The sequence below is a fragment of the Luteibacter pinisoli genome (assembly GCF_006385595.1).
Taxonomy (GTDB): domain Bacteria; phylum Pseudomonadota; class Gammaproteobacteria; order Xanthomonadales; family Rhodanobacteraceae; genus Luteibacter; species Luteibacter pinisoli.
Genome location: NZ_CP041046.1, coordinates 3,746,283 through 3,762,079, shown reverse-complemented (window position 1 = coordinate 3,762,079; position 15,797 = coordinate 3,746,283). Strand labels below are relative to the sequence as shown.

Here is a 15,797-nt window from a genome sequence, read left to right as displayed (position 1 = left end):
GAAGGTTCCCAATGTAACCGCCCGGGACCTTGAGGCAAAGCGCAAAGATCACGCGCGGGCCGCCAGGGGCGCCGCCGCGGGGGTCCGGGCGGGTGGGGTGAGGCTGATCCGGAAGCAGCTGCCGCCGCCGGCCACGCGCACGTATTCCAGCGCGGCCTGGTTGGCTTCGGTCATCTGCCGGGCCAGGTAAAGGCCCAGGCCCGTGCCGTACTCGTGGGTGGTGAAGAAGGGTTCGAAGATCTGCGCGGCCACCTTCGGCGGGATGCCGGGGCCGCGGTCGATCACTTCGAGGATGGGGATGCCCGCTTCCGAATGGCGGGCCACCACCATCACCCGGGCCGGCTCGGCGGGCATGCGGCCGTAGCGCAGGGCGTTCTGCACCAGGTTCCACACCACCTGCTGGAGGTGCTGGGGATCGGTCACGGCCGCCACGGGTTCCGAGCCCGAGACCGCGCGCAGCACGTCGGCGCCGAGGTCGTTGCCCTGGCGGTATTCGGTGACGAAGTCATGCACCCAGCGGCTCAGGTCCAGTGTTTCCGGGCGCGAGCGCTCGCGGCGGGAGAGCTGCAGGATGTTTTCGATGATCTCGTTGAGCCGCGAGCAGTGGTTGTTGATGATCTCGACCATGCGCAGGTCGGTATCGTTCAGCTCAGTGGATTCGGCCAGCAACTGGGCGGAATAGTGGATCGCCGCCAGGGGGTTGCGGATCTCATGGGCGATGGACGCCGAGAGCCGGCCCAGCGAGCTCAGGGTCAGTTCTTCCGCGCGGCGCGACACCAGCGAGGTGTCGTCGAGGAAGATCAGTACGTGGGAATCGTCGTTCGGGGCCAGGCGCGAGAAGCGCGGGACCACTTCCGGGGTGCCGTCGGCCAGCATGGTGGCGCTCTCGTCCAGCTTGCCCGAGGTGCGCCAGTGGTACAGGCGGCGGGACAGCTCCGGGGCCAGCGAGCCCAGGTCGCGCTGCTCGGCCGAGGGGTTGCCCATCAGCATCCAGGCCGATTCGTTGAGCTGGTGGATCCGGTTGCCCTCGTCCACCAGCAGCACGCCGGTCTTCATGCGGCGGATGATCAGCTCGTTCACCTGGGAGAGGTTGGCCAGGTCGATGCCGCGCTGCTCGGCCAGGGCCTCGGAAGCCCGGATGTTGCGGCCCAGCACATAACAGAGGGAGGCGCAGGCGAAGTAGGCCGCGCCGAACAGGCCGTATTCCACCACTTCCCGGTCCGAGGCCCCGGGCTCGGCCACGTCGAACACGGTGTGCCCGAGCATGCCCAGGGTGGCCAGGGCGGCAAAGAACATGGAAAGCCGCAAGGGCAGCAGCAGGGCGCCGGTGGCGATGTTCACCGCCAGCATCATGGCCACGCCCATCCGGACGTCGTGCATGAGCAGAAGGGCCAGCACCGCGGCGGCGATGTCCAGGGTCAGGCCGATGGAGACCACCAGCACGGGGCGGTGCAGCATGTGCCGGGTACGGGCCACCATCACCAGGGCCGCGAACAGGTAGGCCAGGGACATCACCCGGGCCAGCAGGGGGTCCGGCAGGGTGGGCCACGCCATGTGTTCCGGGCGGAACGCCAGGGCCGTGTAGACGGCGGCCTGGCCCAGCCGGAAGTAATTGAAAAAGAAGAGTTCGTGGCGGGCTGTGGCCTGGTTGGCGCGGGCTGTGGCGGTCATCGTCTGCGCGGGCGTGGACACGTCTTTGGCTCTCCGCCGGGCGGCCATGGGGGCCTGGGATGAGGCCCAGTATAGGGCCCGCCCCTTTCCTTTGCCGCCGCCATCGTCGAAAATACTTGGCCGTATTGCGCGGTTTTTGCGTAGTTCGCGTGTTACACCCCCATCCCCGACCGGACCGCCAGCGGCCCGGCCGTGCTCACTCGCTTTTCTCCGTTCGCTCGAGGTATCGAATGAATTTCCACGAGTACCAGGCTAAAGAACTGTTCGCGAAGTACGGCATCGCCGTACCCCCGGGCAAGGTTGCCAACTCTCCCGACGCCGCTGTCGATGCCGCCAAGCACCTTGGTGGTACCCAGTGGATGGTCAAGGCCCAGATCCATGCCGGCGGTCGCGGCAAGGCCGGTGGCGTCAAGTTCTGCCGCAGCCTCGATGCCGTGCGCGATGCCGCCAAGGGCATGCTCGGCACGAACATGGAAACCTACCAGTCCGCCGGCCGTGCGCTGCCGGTGAACCTGGTCCTGGTCACCGACGCGACCGACATCGCGAAGGAACTGTACCTGTCGATCCTCACCGATCGTGACACCAAGTCGATCTCGTTCATCGCCTCCAAGCACGGCGGCGTGGACATCGAGCAGGTGGCCGCCGAAACCCCGGAAGACATCCACACCTTCCAGGTCGATTTCGTCGAAGGCCTGCAGCCGTACCAGTGCCGTGACCTCGGGTTCAAGATGGACCTGAATCCGAAGCAGGTCGGCCAGCTCGTCAAGATCATGCTTGGCCTGTACAAGCTGTTCAACGAGAAGGACCTGGCCCTGGTCGAGCTGAACCCGCTCGCCATCCTCGAAGACGGCAACCTCGCCGCCCTCGATGGCAAGGTCAACTCCGACGACAACGCCGAATTCCGTCACCCGGACCTGGCCGCCATGCGCGACCTGACCCAGGAAGACGCGGCCGAGGCGGCTGCCGTGCAGCACAACCTCAACTACGTCACGATGGACGGCACGATTGGCTGCATGGTCAACGGTGCGGGCCTGGCGATGGCCACGATGGACGTGATCAAGCTGGCAGGCGGCGAGCCGGCCAACTTCCTCGACGTCGGCGGCGGCGCCACCAAGGAGCGCGTCTCCGAGGCGTTCAAGCTGATCCTCTCGTCCGACAAGGTGAAGGCCATCCTGGTCAACATCTTCGGCGGTATCGTGCGCTGCGACCTGATCGCCGAGGGCATCATTGCCGCGGTGAAGGAAGTGGGCCTGCAGATCCCGGTGATCGTGCGCCTGCAGGGCACCAACGTCGAGAAGGGTCGCGAACTGCTGGCCAACTCGGGCCTGGCGATCACGCCGGCCGATGATCTCAACGATGCGGCCCGCAAGGCCGTGGCCGCAGCGGCCTGAGGAGCGAATTTAAATGAGCGTCCTGATCAACAAAAACACCAAGGTCCTCGTGCAGGGCTTTACCGGCCAGCAGGGCACGTTCCACGCCCAGCAGGCTCTTGATTACGGCACCCAGGTCGTCGGTGGCGTGACCCCGGGCAAGGGCGGTTCCGAGCACATCGGCCTGCCGGTGTTCAACACCGTGCGCGATGCCGTTGACCAGACCAAGGCGGATGCCTCGGTCATCTTCGTGCCGCCTCCGTTCGCTGCCGATTCGATCCTCGAAGCCATCGCTGGTGGCATCAAGGTCATCGTGGCCATCACCGAAGGCATCCCGGTGCTCGACATGATGCGCGTGAAGAACGTGCTGAAGTCGCACCCGGACGTCGTCCTGGTCGGTCCGAACTGCCCGGGTGTCATCACCCCGGGTGAGTGCAAGATCGGCATCATGCCGGGCCACATCCACAAGCCGGGCAAGGTCGGTATCGTTTCGCGTTCGGGCACCCTGACGTATGAAGCGGTGTTCCAGACCACGAACGAAGGCCTCGGCCAGTCCACCTGCATCGGTATCGGTGGCGATCCGATCAACGGCCTGAACTTCATCGACTGCCTGAAGCTGTTCCAGGACGATCCGCAGACCGAAGGTATCATCATGGTCGGCGAAATCGGCGGCAGCGCCGAGGAAGACGCGGCTGAGTTCATCAGCCAGTACGTCAAGAAGCCGGTCGTGTCGTTCATCGCTGGCGCGTCGGCTCCTCCGGGCAAGCGCATGGGCCACGCCGGTGCGATCATCTCGGGCGGCAAGGGCACGGCGGAAGCGAAGTTCGCGGCGCTCGAGAAGGCAGGCGTCACCACGGTGAAGTCGCCGGCTGACCTCGGCAAGACCCTCGCCGGTCTGATGAAGTAATACCCGCTTCGCTTCGGCGAAACGAAAAAACCCCGCTCAGCCGAGCGGGGTTTTTTTTCGCCTGCCGTCGCGATATCCACAGCCAGTGTGGATACTCGCTGCATAAGCATGTGCATAAGTCGGACACGGCCTTAAGCAACAACCACTTGGCTTGCGCTGCTTAAACTTTCGCCAGCCCACGACATTCATCCACAGCCTGTGTGGATAGTCCCTGCATAAGGTTGTGCATAACTTCAGTACGCCCTTCGTCGACAGCTACTTGCGTCACCCTGCACAAGCTTTGCTCAGTACGTGCGTCCGAGCGGCCTACTGTAGGAGCTCACCCTGTGCGCGACGCCTTTCGCGACATCGCACCAAATTCATCCACAGCAAATGTGGATACCCCCTGCATAACGGTGTGGATAACCCCGGACGCCCCAACACCAACAACCACTTGCGTCACCCTGGTCAATCCCTGCCCACCACCGTGCCAGCGTGTCCGTCGATATCCACAGGCGGTGTGGGTATCACCTGCATAACAGTGTGGATAAGTCCGATCCCGGAAGCTGCAACAACGACTTGCGTCATCGTGGTCATTGCGTGACCACGTCGCACAACGGGATGGCGCTCAAGCGCGCTCCAACAGATGGGCCACTGCCAAGTGAGACGAATCTGTCGGAGCGCGCCTGCGCGCAGTGTTGGATATCCACAGCCCATGTGGGTATCAACTGCATAACAGTGTGGATAAGTCGTGTCTCATAAGCTGCGACAACGACTTGCGTTGTGCTGGTTATGCGGTGATCAGCGCGGTGCCAGCATGGCTTCGCTGATGCCTTCGTCGGCGAGATGCGCGGGCATCGCGTGCCCAAGGATGATCGATGCGCAGGCTTCGGCCATGGCGGCGCAGGTCTGGATGCCGTAGCCGCCCTGGGCGGCCAGCCAGAAGAAGCCGGGCGCGTCGGGCGCGAAGCCACCGACGAGGTCGCCATCGGGAACGAACGAGCGGAGGCCGGCCCAGGTGCGCGTGGGCCGGCGGATGCTCATCGTGGTGGCTTCTTCGATGCGGTGGATGCCGAGGGCGATGTCGAACTCCTCGGGCTGTACGTCGTGCGGGTGCGTGGGGTCGGCGTTGGCGGCGGAGCCGAGCAGCAGGCCGGCGTCGGGTTTGAAGTAGAACGATTCGTCCAGGTCGACGACGAAAGGCCAGTCCTGTGTCGAGGTACCTTCCGGTGGCTCGAACAGGAAGGCCGATCGGCGCCGCGGTTCCAGGCCGATGGGTGCGACACTGGCGAGGCTGGCGATGACGTCGGCCCACGCGCCGGCGGCGTTGACCAGGATGGGCGCGTGCAGGCCGCCGTTGACGCACCAGCCGCCGCCCTCGCGGGTGATGCTGCGTACGTCGGTATCCAGCTGCACGGTGGCGCCGCGGGCTTTCGCACCGCGCAGGAAGGCTTGGTGCAGTTCGTTGACGTCGATGTCCGCCGCGTCCGGCTCCCAGAGCCCAGCGTGGGCTGCCTCGCGACGAAGCACGGGCACGGCCGCCTGGATGGCGTCGCTGTCCATCCAGCCGAGGCTCGGGGTGCTGCTGCGCATCAGCTCGTAGTCGGCGCGCAGCGTGTCTTCCTGCGCGGCGCGGGCGACGACCAGCGAGCCACGCGCATGTAGGAGCGGATGATGCGCGAAGCCTTCCGGCGGATGTTCGAGGAACGGCCGCGTGGCACGCGACAGTGCGCGCACCTGGGCCGAGCCGTAGGTCTCGCTGAAGTGCGCGGCCGAACGACCGGTGGTGTGCATGCCGGCGAAGATTTCGCGCTCGATCAGGTGCACGCGCGCATGCGGTGCGAGAAACCATGCCACCGACGCGCCGGCGATGCCGCCGCCGATGATGAGGACGTCGTGGGCACTCATGGGGCAGGCAGGTTCCAGGCATCGTGCAGGCGCGCGTACTCGGCCTTCGGCAGCAGCACGAACACGGGCTTCTTCGAAGGATCCAGCCAGGCCAGCAGGCGCTCCATCACGTCGTCAGCCATCGCGGTGCAGCCGGCGGTGCCCGACGTCGGGGTCTTCCACAGGTGGGCGAAGATGCAGCTGCCCGCGCCCTTCCTGCCGTCGGGGTTGTGCTCGATGACGAAGCCGATGCGGTAGGCGTGGTCGCCCTGGAAGTGGAGGTCGCGGCGCATGGGTTCGGTGGCGCCGGCCACGGCTTTCTCGCCCACCTTCTGCTCGTCGACGAGCTGGTTGTAGTAGGGCGAGCCGTCCACGTCGACGCAGTAATCGGATGCCGTCAGGCCTTTATAGGGCAGGGCGGTGCTGTTCGTCTCCGCGTAGCCAAACGCCGTGCCGACGCGGAAGACACCCGCCGGGCTGCGGCCGTCGCCTTCGTGTTTCTGCGGGCCTGACGTTTGTGGCGGCGAGAGGCCGACTCCCCAGGCGCTGCCGTCCTTGCCGATCACGACGGGCGCGGCCGCGCCGACGGGCTTCCAGGCGCCGCCATCGCGTGCGTAGGTGCGCAGGGTGCCTTGCTTCGCATCCCATCCGTCGGTGACGACGACGATCATCTGCCGTGACACGGACCACGCCACCGGGGCCTGGAAGGCGCTGGCCGATACGGTGAGCGACAGGGCGAGCAGGCCGGCGAGGCGGGGCAGGAAGGCCATGGTGGCTCCGAAGGCTAGGGTTCCAGCAGGTGCTGGATGCGGTCGAGGTTTTCCACCAGGCGCTGGTGGCGGGTTTCGTCGCCTTCGCACAGGTGCACGAAGACGATGTCCATCAGGTGCTGCAGGGTGGACTGGTAGACCAGGGCCTGGACGTGCGACGCGTCGTCATGCGCGGCGACGACCAGCGCGAGGTCGGCCATCGAGCGCAGGGGGTTCGCGGTGTGCCGCGACACAGTGATGACGCGGCCGCGGCGCTCGCGCATGTAGCGGGCGAGCTTGGCGAACGCCGGGTGGCGGCCGTGCTCGGAAAAGAGGATGAGGACATCGCCGGGCCGCGACGTCGCCACGTCCGTCGCCATGCGGCCCAGGTCGGCGTGGCAGATCGCGGTGATGCCCAATAACGCGAGCCTGGCGGCAAAGGCGCGCGCGTGATGGTCGTCCTCGCCGGGGCCGGCCACGAACACCTTGTCCGCCCGGCCCAGCGCCGTGACCACGGCGGTCATCGTGTCCGCTTCGTTGAGGGCGCGCGTGGCCTCCTCGGCCCGTGTCTTGCGCACCCACAGTTCAGCGCTGACCGTATCGCCGGGGGAGCGCCCGGCGGCCGGCAGCTCCTCGTCCGTACGGCCGATGGCTTCGCCCACGGAGTACTTCAGGTCCGGGTAGCCGCGGAAGCCGAGCTTCTGGGTGAACTTCACCACGCTGGACTGGCTGATGCCCAGCGCGTTCGCAAGCTGTTGCGAGGAGTAGTCGCGCAGCAGCTGCGCGTTCTCCAGGATGAAATCGGCGATGCGCCGCTCCACCGCGCTCATGCGGTCGCGTTCGGAGCGGATTTTCACCAGGGGCGACATGCCAGCGTCCTTTACAGCGGTTCCAGGCCGCGGATTTCGCGGATACCGAGGCCGGGGGCGTCCGTGATCGAGATTTCCGATTCGTTGAACGTGACCCCGCCGTCGACCGGATCGTAGGCGCACAGCGAGGGGCCGTCGAGGTCCACCTTCGTGATCACGTCGGACTTGGCCACGGCTACGTGCACCGCGGCGGCCACGCTGATGCTGGTTTCGAGCATGCAGCCGATCATGCATTCGATGCCGTACATGCCGGCGATATCCGCGATGCGGATGGCGTTGGAGATGCCGCCGGTCTTCATCAGCTTGATGTTGATGATGTCCGCGGCGCGCATGCGGATCAGCTCCATCACCTCCATCGGCCCGAACACGCTCTCATCGGCCATCACCGGGGTGTGCACGCGCTCGGTGACGTAGCGCATGCCTTCGAGGTCGCGGGCCTTCACCGGCTGTTCGACCAGTTCCAGGCGCACGCCGGCATCTTCCAGCGCATGCAATGCGTAAACGGCTTCCTTCGCCGTCCAGCCCTGGTTGGCGTCCAGGCGGAGCAGGGCGCGGCCTTCGACGGCGGCGTGGATGGCACGCACGCGCTCGATGTCCAAGCCGATGTCCTTGCCGACCTTGATCTTCAGGGATTCAAAGCCACGCTCCACGGCGGAGACCGAGTCGGCCACCATCTTGTCGATGTAATCGACGCTGATGGTGATGTCCGTGGTAATCACCGGGTCGCCGCCGCCGAGCAGCTTGTACAGCGGGGCGCCATACAGCTGGCCCCACAGGTCGTACACGGCGATTTCCACGGCGGCCTTGGCGCTGCTGTTGCGCTCCATGGCGCCCTGGATCAGCCGGGTGATGTGGTTGAGGTCGGCGATGTCCTGGCCGATCAGGCGCGGGGCGATGTAGTGGCGTATGGCATCGACGATGGAGCCATGCGTGTCACCGGTGATCACGGCGGTGGCCGGGGCTTCGCCGTAGCCGATGCGGCCCTCGTCGGTGTGCACCATCACGACGATGTCTTCCACGCTTTCGACGGTACGCAGCGCCGTCTTGAACGCGGTTTTCAGTGGCACGCGCAGCATGCCGAAGCGGATATCGGTAATTTTCATGGGGCGTTGTCGTCCGGCGGTTAGCGGATGCGCACGATGCTGGTCATGCGGTCGACGAAGGTCTGCGTGTCGTTGAACATCAGGGGGAGCAGGGGCGTGACGGACACGGCGTTGAGCTTGATCCGGCGCATGCTGCCGTCGGCCTGCCGGTAACTCATGCCACCGACGTCGTGGATCACGTAGGGCTGGCCGTCGATCTTGCCGATCACCATCATCACGTGGCCCGGGATATAGACGAGGTCACCCACTTCAAGCGCCAGCGCGGCCTTGACGCGCGCGTCGTGGCTGTCCTTGTCGGTGTATACCGTGTGCTCGAGTCCGGGGCTGATGCTCTGGTCGCGCGTATTGCGCGGCATCTGCACACCCATGCTGCGGTACACGTCGGAGACGAAGCCACTGCAATCGCGGCCGTTGTAAGCATGGCCCCAGCCGTAGCGCTCGCCAAGGAACTTGAACGACTGGCGGATGAGGTTCGCGCGGGTCAGCGGCAGGTAATCCGCCGCGGAATCGTGGTTGCGCTGGAGCAGGGCGGGGTGGAAAGACAAGGCACCCTTCGCGTCACGCACGGGCAGGCTGAGCGTCCACGACGTGTACGCGGTCTGACCGTTCACCGGCTGGTCCGGCGCGACCGACGTATCCAGCGGCACGCGCGTGCCCATGTCCAGCTGCAGTTCCGACAGGGCCGGCAGCTCCGGCGTGTACACCGTCTGCGGCGTCGCACCGGTGATCACCCGATACGGCGTGGCATCCACATGGGCAAAGATCGCGGCCGCCTCACCGTAAGCGACGTCCGCAGCATGCATCCATGCCGCGTAGCGCGGGCTCACCACGAAGGCCCACTGGCCGTCACGGCTCATCTGCACCACCACCAGCGGATCGCCCGGGAACAGCGTGCTTTCCTGGAAGCGGTCGATGTCGGTGTCGTCCGCGTGGCTGAACACGCGCAGGTCGCTGGGGTAGCCACGCAGCGCCGCACGGCGCACCGCCATGCCGTAGCGCGGGGTGACGTTGGCGGGGATCGCGTCGAGGCCGGCGTTGGCCATCACGGCGTCGATCGTGGCGGCGGGCACGGCCTTGCCGTCCACGTCGTAGAGGGTTTTCGCGGGCTTGCTGGTGAGCTTCGCGATCCAGCCTTTCACCTGCTCGCGCGGCAGCGTCGGGCCGAGGTGGCGGATGTCATGCATGGAGGGATCCAGCCGCATTACCTTGTCGTTGATCGCGGCGATCGCCTTCGTATCCAGCACCACCTTGTCCGTCTCGGGCTGGCGCGCGACCCAGAACGACGGATCAAGCTGGGCATCGCTGATACCGAGCACGCCGGAGGGTGGCGGCGTGGGCACGTCGGCTGCCCGGGCGACGGTGGCGCCCAGGGCAACGGCGACGAAGGCCGCGAGCAGGGTGTGGCGAAGGGTGTTCATGGCAAGGTCCATGTCAGGCAGCCAGCGCGGAAAGCACGGAAGCAACGACGAGGCCGAAGCCCGTACCGAGGATATATCCGAGCAGCGCAAGCAGGATGCCCACGGGCACCAGCGAGCGCGAATAGGTGGCGGCCAGCACCGGCGTAGCCGCTACGCCGCCGATATGGGCGAGCGAGGAAATGCCACACAGGTACAGGTCGAAGTGGAACAGCCGCGCGAAACCGCACAGGAACACGGCGTGCAGGGCGATGACGGTGACGCCGCACAGCAGGTAGATCGGCGCGGCCGCGATGCCGGCGAAGCTGCTCTGCGAGGCCAGCACGGCCACCACCGAGATCAGCATCGCACTCGACACCGCCTGCGCCCCCGGCAGGCGGGCCAGCGGGGTATGCGCGGCGATGAGGCCGGCGGCGGTGGCGAGCAGGATGGTCCAGGTGGTGGAGGTGATCATGCTGCCGACGGGCAGGCGCTCGCCGAGGGCGGTGGCCAGCGCCGCCACGCCCAGCGCAAGGCCGAGCCACAACAGCACGCTGTCGCCGGTGGCCGGTGCCCGCACGGCCGATTCCGCGACGGCCATGTCGGCGCTGGAGCGCGCCTTCGTCCACCGGTTGAAGGCCGGGGCCAGCGGGGCGACGGCGAACAGCACCACCACCCACATGGAGTAGCAGAGCGCATCGGTGAGCAGGGTGGTGGCCAGCGAGGTATCGGACATGCCGATGGCCTGCTTCACCGCGATCATGTTGGCGGTACCGCCCACCCAGCTGCCCGATAGCGAGGCCAGCGGCATCCACCCGTTGCCCGGCATCCAGTGCCGGTAGATCAGGTAGCCCAGGACGAAGGCGGCGAACAGGCTGATCGACGTGCAGGCGAACACGCCGAGCACGCGGGGCCCCAGGGCGAAGATGGCGCGCAGGTCGCAGTTGATCATCAGCAGGAAGAGCAGCGCCGGCACCATTCGCTTCACCAGCATGTCCTGCGCCGCGTGGATCTCCGGCGAGGCGGACCAGAGCCCGGCCACGGACAGGGCGGTGACGGTGAGGTAGGTGAGCACGATGGGCGGCAGCACCTCGAACACCTTCCAGCCGAAGCGCCTCTCAATGGCCGGCCAGAAGCCGGCGGCAAGCAGCATCACGGCCAGGTAAGGCCAAACCGACTGGATCACGCGTCCCCTCCCAAGGGTGGTGCCTCACGGCGTCGAGGAATATGTATTCCTGACGATATGGTTAGCAGCATAAATTATTGACCAGCGTTTGCAAGCATGTTACACAGCCCTGACGCACGACCCACCCACCACGGTGCAACGGGGATACCGAACGGTGCAAGCGGCCACTCGACCAGCCTTACTTCGCCACGCGCTCGCGGCGTGCCTCCTGGCATCGCTGGCCTTCGCCGCGACGCCGTCCCGGGCGGCCGATGCCACCGCCACCAGCATCACCCAGATCGATGCCGGGCACTTTGCCCAGGCGGAGGCGACGATCACGGAAGCCCTTGCGAACCCGGCGACGGACGCCGCCCAGAAAGAGGCCCTGCTGTTCCAGCGCGAGCGCATGCGCCGCATCCTGCTCGACTTCAAGCTCGACGCCGACGCCGTGAAAGCGCGCCTGCGCAAGCAGATCCCGGACCTCTCCGACGCGGAGTTCGCAGTCTGGGATGCGCAGGGATTGCTTGAAAAGCAGGTGATCGACGGCCGCACGCTGTACTTCAACCGCGCGCCCGGCAACCTGTTTCGCATCAGCGCCGAGGCCCGTGCCCGCCGCAAGGATCCGGTGCCGTTCGACGATGGCCCCAACGAAGTACTCAACGACCACCACCGTGCGATCCGCGCCGCGGCCATCCGCACGGGAAGCAGCAGCGTGCTGCCGATGCGCGAGCAGGTGACGCAGACGGTGACGGTGCACGCCGATGCCGTGCCCGCCGGCGAGACCCTGCGGGCATGGCTGCCGTTTCCCCGCGAGATCACGGGCCAGCAGGAAGGGGTGAGGCTGGTCGGTCACTCCGCCGGCGACGCCACCGTGTCGGGTACCGACGTACTGCAGCGGACCGTCTACCTCGAACAGAAGGCCGTGGCCGGCAAGCCCACGGTGTTTTCGATCACCTGGGAAGCCACGCTGTACGCGCGTGATTTCAACATCGATCCGGCAAAGGTCGTCGCGAGTCCGATCACGCCCGAGCTGAAGCCCTTCGTGCAGGAGCGCGCCCCGCACATCGTCTACACCGATGCGCTGAAGGCGTACTCGAAGAAGGTGGTGGGCAACGAGACCAACCCCTATCGCATCGCGCAGAAGCTCTTCGCCGCCGTGGACACCATCCCCTGGGCCGGCGCCCGCGAATACTCGACGATTTCCAACATCAGCGATTACACGTTGCATGCCGGCCACGGCGATTGCGGGGAGCAGACGCTGCTGCTGATCACGCTGCTGCGCTACAACGGCATCCCGGCGCGCTGGCAGTCCGGCTGGATGTTCTCCGACGGCAAGTACAACAACATCCACGACTGGGGCCAGGTGTACCTCGCGCCGTATGGCTGGGTGCCGATGGATGTGACGTTTGGCCGCCTAAACGGCGACGCAAAGCTCGAGTACTTCTACCTCGGCGGGCTGGACGCCTACCGCGTCGCCTTCAACGACGATTTCTCACAGCCCTTCCAGCCCCGTGCGAAGCAGTTCTTCCGTTCCGAAACGGTGGACTCGCAGCGCGGCGAGGTCGAGTGGAAGGGCGGCAACCTGTACTTCGACCAGTGGGACTACGACTTCAGCTGGCATCGCGTCGACCCGTCGCGAGGGGACGCTTCGGCGCGCCGATAGCCTGGCCGACAACCCGAAACATCATCTTATGGGAGTGGGGAGATGGGGTATACCAAGACGAACCGGCGCATGCTGCGCCACGGCGCCCTGTGCCTTGCGATAGGCCTTGGCCTGTGTGCAACGCCGGGAGCGCACGCCGCGAACACCGATGGTTCGATCACCGGCCGCACGCGCCCCGGCGCCAGCGTGACGGTGCGTGACCCCTCCACGGGGCTCACCCGCACGGTGACGGCGGACAAGGACGGCAGTTACCGCTTCCCGTTCCTGCCGGTGGGCCACTACCAGCTGGACAGCAGCCTCGACGGCAAGCCGGTCGGGCAGACGGCCGAGGTGAACGTCAGCCTTGGCAACGCGACCACGGTGAACCTGGTTGAGCGCCAGCAAGGCCCGACCGACCTGGAAGGCGTGCAGGTGAGCGCGCCGGTGGTGATCTCCGCGGTGGACATCAGCTCGACCGAAACCGCCACCAACGTGAGCCGTGAAGAGATCCGCCGCCTGCCGGTGGACCAGAACGTGCAGTCCGTGGCCTTGCTTGCCCCGGGCGTGAACAAGGGCAATGCCGGCTTCGGCGGCATTTCGTTTGGCGGTTCGTCCGTGGCCGAGAACTCGTTCTACGTGAACGGCCTGAACGTCACCGACTTCTACAACCGCAACGGCTTCTCCGAAGCACCGTTCGCGTTCTACCAGGAGTTCCAGGTCAAGACCGGCGGCTACTCCGTTGAGTTCGGCCGCACCACCGGTGGCGTGGTCAACGCCGTGACGCGCTCGGGCACCAACGAGTTCAAGGCTGGCGCGGAGATGACCTTCGAGCCCAGCGACTGGCAGTCCACCACGAAGAACCGCTACTGGGACGGCGAGCGCTACATCACCTCGTCCGAGGACCATTACACGCGCACCAAGATGAACGTGTATGCCTCCGGCCCGATCGTGAAGGACAAACTGTTCTTCTTCGCCATGTACGAGGCGCGCGGCTACACCCCGCAGAACACGGACAACGACGGCACCGTGCTCACGCAGAACGACACCAACTCCGGCTTCTGGGGTGCGAAGGTCGACTGGCACATCAATGACAAAAACCTGCTCGAGTTCATGGCCTTCTCGGACAAGGACAGCAACGTTGGTTCGGTCTACAGCTACGACTACGACAGCCATACCAAGGGCGTGAAGCAGGACGAGATCTACAGCGACACCGGCGGCAAGAACTGGAATGCCACCTACACCAGCTACCTCGTCGACGACCTGTCGATGAAGCTGATGTACGGCAAGAACAACCGCGAGGACTTCACCCGCGGCCTGTCGGATGCCGAATGCAATCCTGTGGCCCGCGTCAGCGCCGTGCCGTCGCCGGGCGTGCCGCTGGGCTGCAGCACCAGCACCGCGGTGGAGAAGCGCAACGACACCCGCAAGCAGGGCCGCGCCGACTTCGAGTGGACCCTTGGCGACCACGTCCTCCGCTTCGGTTACGACCACGAAGTGGACACCTCGGACTATTCGCGACACTACCCGGGCCCGGGCGCGTACTACTACAACATCTACACGACGACGCCGGGCGCCACGATCGAGAACGGTGGCGTGGTGCCGGACGGCTACACGGCCTACGTGCGGGCGCGCCGCTACGAGATCGAAGGCACCTTCGAAACCGACAACAACGCGTACTACATCGAAGATAACTGGAACATCACCCCGGACTTCCTGCTCAACGCCGGCCTGCGCCGCGATGCGTTCGACAACAAGACGGGCGAGGGCAAGAGCTACATCAAGATGGACAACATGATTGCCCCGCGCCTGGGCTTCTCGTGGGACATGAAGGGCGACGGCACCACCAAGATCTTCGGCAACCTGGGCCGTTACTACCTCCCCGTGGCCAACGTGATCAACATCAAACAGGCGGGCGGCCTCCTGGACCAGCGCACGTATTACGGTTTCGATGGCTACCAGATCCTCGATCGCAACGGTGGCCAGTACGCCGTGCCCATCCTCGGGCCGCAGATCGGCCCGGTGGACGATTCGCAGGGCAACGGTACCGTGGGCGACCTGCGTGCCGAAGTCGACAAGCACATGGACTCGGTCTACCAGGACGAGGCGATCCTCGGCTTCCAGCAGGCGCTGGACGAGAAGTGGTCGTGGGGCGTGAGCGGCACCTACCGTAAATTGCACAACGCCATCGATGACATGGAAATCAGCGCCACGCCGCAGTGCGGTGGCGATGGCTACATCGGCTATGTGATGGGCAACCCCGGCCGCAAGACCACCGTCTACGGCGACACCAACTGCGACGGCACGCCCGACGGCTATATCACCATCGACACGTCGAAGCAGGGCTGGGCGATGTATGACGCCGAGGGCAATTACCTTGGCCAGCGAGGCTGGAAGAAGCCGCGCCGCACCTTCGGTTCGCTGGAATTCCAGCTGGACCGCGCGTGGGACGAGAAGTGGATGTTCAACGCCTCGTACGTGCTCTCGTGGAGCCGGGGCAATGCCGAAGGGCCGGTGAATTCAGATACCAACTTCGACGACACCGGCCGCACCGAGAACTTCGACGATCCCTGGGTGAACCTCAACGGCGGTTACCTGCCGAACGACCATCGCCACCAGTTCAAGCTGCGCGGCACCTACGCGATCAGCAAGCAGTGGCAGGTGGGTGCGGATGTCACGGCGCTGTCGGGTAGCCCGATCACCGGCTACGGCGTGGGCAATCCGTACGACGGCACCGTGTACCACAGCTATTTCATCTGCGTCTCCAACTGTGCGGACCCGGTTTCCGAGAACCGTGTGTACGAGCGCTCGCCGCGGGGTGAGCGCCGCACGCCGTGGACCTTCAACCTCAACGCCAGCATCACCTACCTGCTGCCGATCGACGAGAAGAACAACCTGCGCGTGAAGTTCGCCCTGTACAACGTGCTGAACCAGCAGCGCACGCTCGGCGTCGACCAGGACCTGCAGACCAGTGTCGGTGGCCTCAACCCCACCTTCCTCCAGCCGCAGCGCTTCCAGTCGCCCCGCTTTGGCCAGCTCACCGTCTCGATCGATTTCTGACGCC

Annotated in this window: 11 protein-coding genes; 4 read left to right on the top strand and 7 right to left on the bottom strand. The window is 65.8% G+C overall.

All coding sequences use genetic code 11. The features are described from left to right. Positions 1-48: 48 nt before the first annotated feature. A complete protein-coding gene (locus tag FIV34_RS17180; protein WP_139986050.1) occupies positions 49-1,671 on the bottom strand; it encodes a sensor histidine kinase in 1,623 nt (540 codons plus the stop codon). A gap of 230 nt (positions 1,672-1,901) precedes the next feature. Between FIV34_RS17180 and sucC the strand changes: the two genes are divergently transcribed. Next, positions 1,902-3,062, top strand: coding sequence for an ADP-forming succinate--CoA ligase subunit beta (gene sucC, locus FIV34_RS17175; protein ID WP_139984743.1), 1,161 nt, complete (start codon positions 1,902-1,904; stop codon positions 3,060-3,062). Between the two features lie 13 nt (positions 3,063-3,075). After that, positions 3,076-3,948, top strand: a complete 873-nt coding sequence (gene sucD / locus FIV34_RS17170; RefSeq protein WP_139984742.1) for a succinate--CoA ligase subunit alpha — start codon at positions 3,076-3,078, stop codon at positions 3,946-3,948. 780 nt (positions 3,949-4,728) lie between these two features. Here the strand turns inward: sucD and FIV34_RS17165 are convergent. The 6 genes from FIV34_RS17165 to FIV34_RS17140 are packed head-to-tail and all read right to left on the bottom strand — an operon-like array spanning position 4,729 to position 11,115. Next, entirely contained in the window at positions 4,729-5,835 is a 1,107-nt protein-coding gene (locus tag FIV34_RS17165; RefSeq protein ID WP_139984741.1) for an NAD(P)/FAD-dependent oxidoreductase, read from the bottom strand. Further along, on the bottom strand, positions 5,832-6,584 hold the full coding sequence (locus tag FIV34_RS17160) for a L,D-transpeptidase family protein (protein WP_139984740.1): 753 nt from the start codon (positions 6,582-6,584) through the stop codon (positions 5,832-5,834). The genes FIV34_RS17165 and FIV34_RS17160 overlap by 4 nt, the downstream gene beginning before the upstream one ends. A gap of 14 nt (positions 6,585-6,598) precedes the next feature. After that, entirely contained in the window at positions 6,599-7,432 is an 834-nt protein-coding gene (locus FIV34_RS17155) for a MurR/RpiR family transcriptional regulator (protein ID WP_139984739.1), read from the bottom strand. An 11-nt stretch (positions 7,433-7,443) separates the two neighbouring features. Beyond that, positions 7,444-8,535: a dipeptide epimerase gene (locus FIV34_RS17150; RefSeq protein ID WP_139984738.1), complete on the bottom strand. Its 1,092-nt coding sequence runs from the start codon at positions 8,533-8,535 to the stop codon at positions 7,444-7,446. A gap of 20 nt (positions 8,536-8,555) precedes the next feature. Beyond that, entirely contained in the window at positions 8,556-9,953 is a 1,398-nt protein-coding gene (locus FIV34_RS17145) for an SH3 domain-containing protein (RefSeq protein WP_139984737.1), read from the bottom strand. A 13-nt stretch (positions 9,954-9,966) separates the two neighbouring features. Then, positions 9,967-11,115 (bottom strand): DUF819 family protein, encoded by a 1,149-nt coding sequence (locus FIV34_RS17140; protein WP_139984736.1) that lies wholly within the window; start codon positions 11,113-11,115, stop codon positions 9,967-9,969. Between the two features lie 154 nt (positions 11,116-11,269). Here FIV34_RS17140 and FIV34_RS17135 point away from each other — a divergent pair, with 154 nt between their 5' ends. Next, the gene (locus tag FIV34_RS17135; RefSeq protein WP_211352652.1) at positions 11,270-12,757 is read left to right on the top strand and encodes a transglutaminase-like domain-containing protein; all 1,488 of its coding nucleotides are present in this window, start codon (positions 11,270-11,272) and stop codon (positions 12,755-12,757) included. 42 nt (positions 12,758-12,799) lie between these two features. Beyond that, positions 12,800-15,793: a TonB-dependent receptor gene (locus FIV34_RS17130; RefSeq protein WP_211352651.1), complete on the top strand. Its 2,994-nt coding sequence runs from the start codon at positions 12,800-12,802 to the stop codon at positions 15,791-15,793. The last annotated feature ends 4 nt before the right edge of the window (positions 15,794-15,797 follow it).

Excerpts from the sequence above, each read along its gene's own strand:
- FIV34_RS17180 (WP_139986050.1), bottom strand. The coding sequence starts at position 1,671 with ATGACCGCCACAGCCCGCGCCAACCAGGCCACAGCCCGCCACGAACTC.
- sucC (WP_139984743.1), top strand. The coding sequence starts at position 1,902 with ATGAATTTCCACGAGTACCAGGCTAAAGAACTGTTCGCGAAGTACGGC.
- sucD (WP_139984742.1), top strand. The coding sequence starts at position 3,076 with ATGAGCGTCCTGATCAACAAAAACACCAAGGTCCTCGTGCAGGGCTTT.
- FIV34_RS17165 (WP_139984741.1), bottom strand. The coding sequence starts at position 5,835 with ATGAGTGCCCACGACGTCCTCATCATCGGCGGCGGCATCGCCGGCGCG.
- FIV34_RS17160 (WP_139984740.1), bottom strand. The coding sequence starts at position 6,584 with ATGGCCTTCCTGCCCCGCCTCGCCGGCCTGCTCGCCCTGTCGCTCACC.
- FIV34_RS17155 (WP_139984739.1), bottom strand. The coding sequence starts at position 7,432 with ATGTCGCCCCTGGTGAAAATCCGCTCCGAACGCGACCGCATGAGCGCG.
- FIV34_RS17150 (WP_139984738.1), bottom strand. The coding sequence starts at position 8,535 with ATGAAAATTACCGATATCCGCTTCGGCATGCTGCGCGTGCCACTGAAA.
- FIV34_RS17145 (WP_139984737.1), bottom strand. The coding sequence starts at position 9,953 with ATGAACACCCTTCGCCACACCCTGCTCGCGGCCTTCGTCGCCGTTGCC.
- FIV34_RS17130 (WP_211352651.1), top strand. The coding sequence starts at position 12,800 with ATGGGGTATACCAAGACGAACCGGCGCATGCTGCGCCACGGCGCCCTG.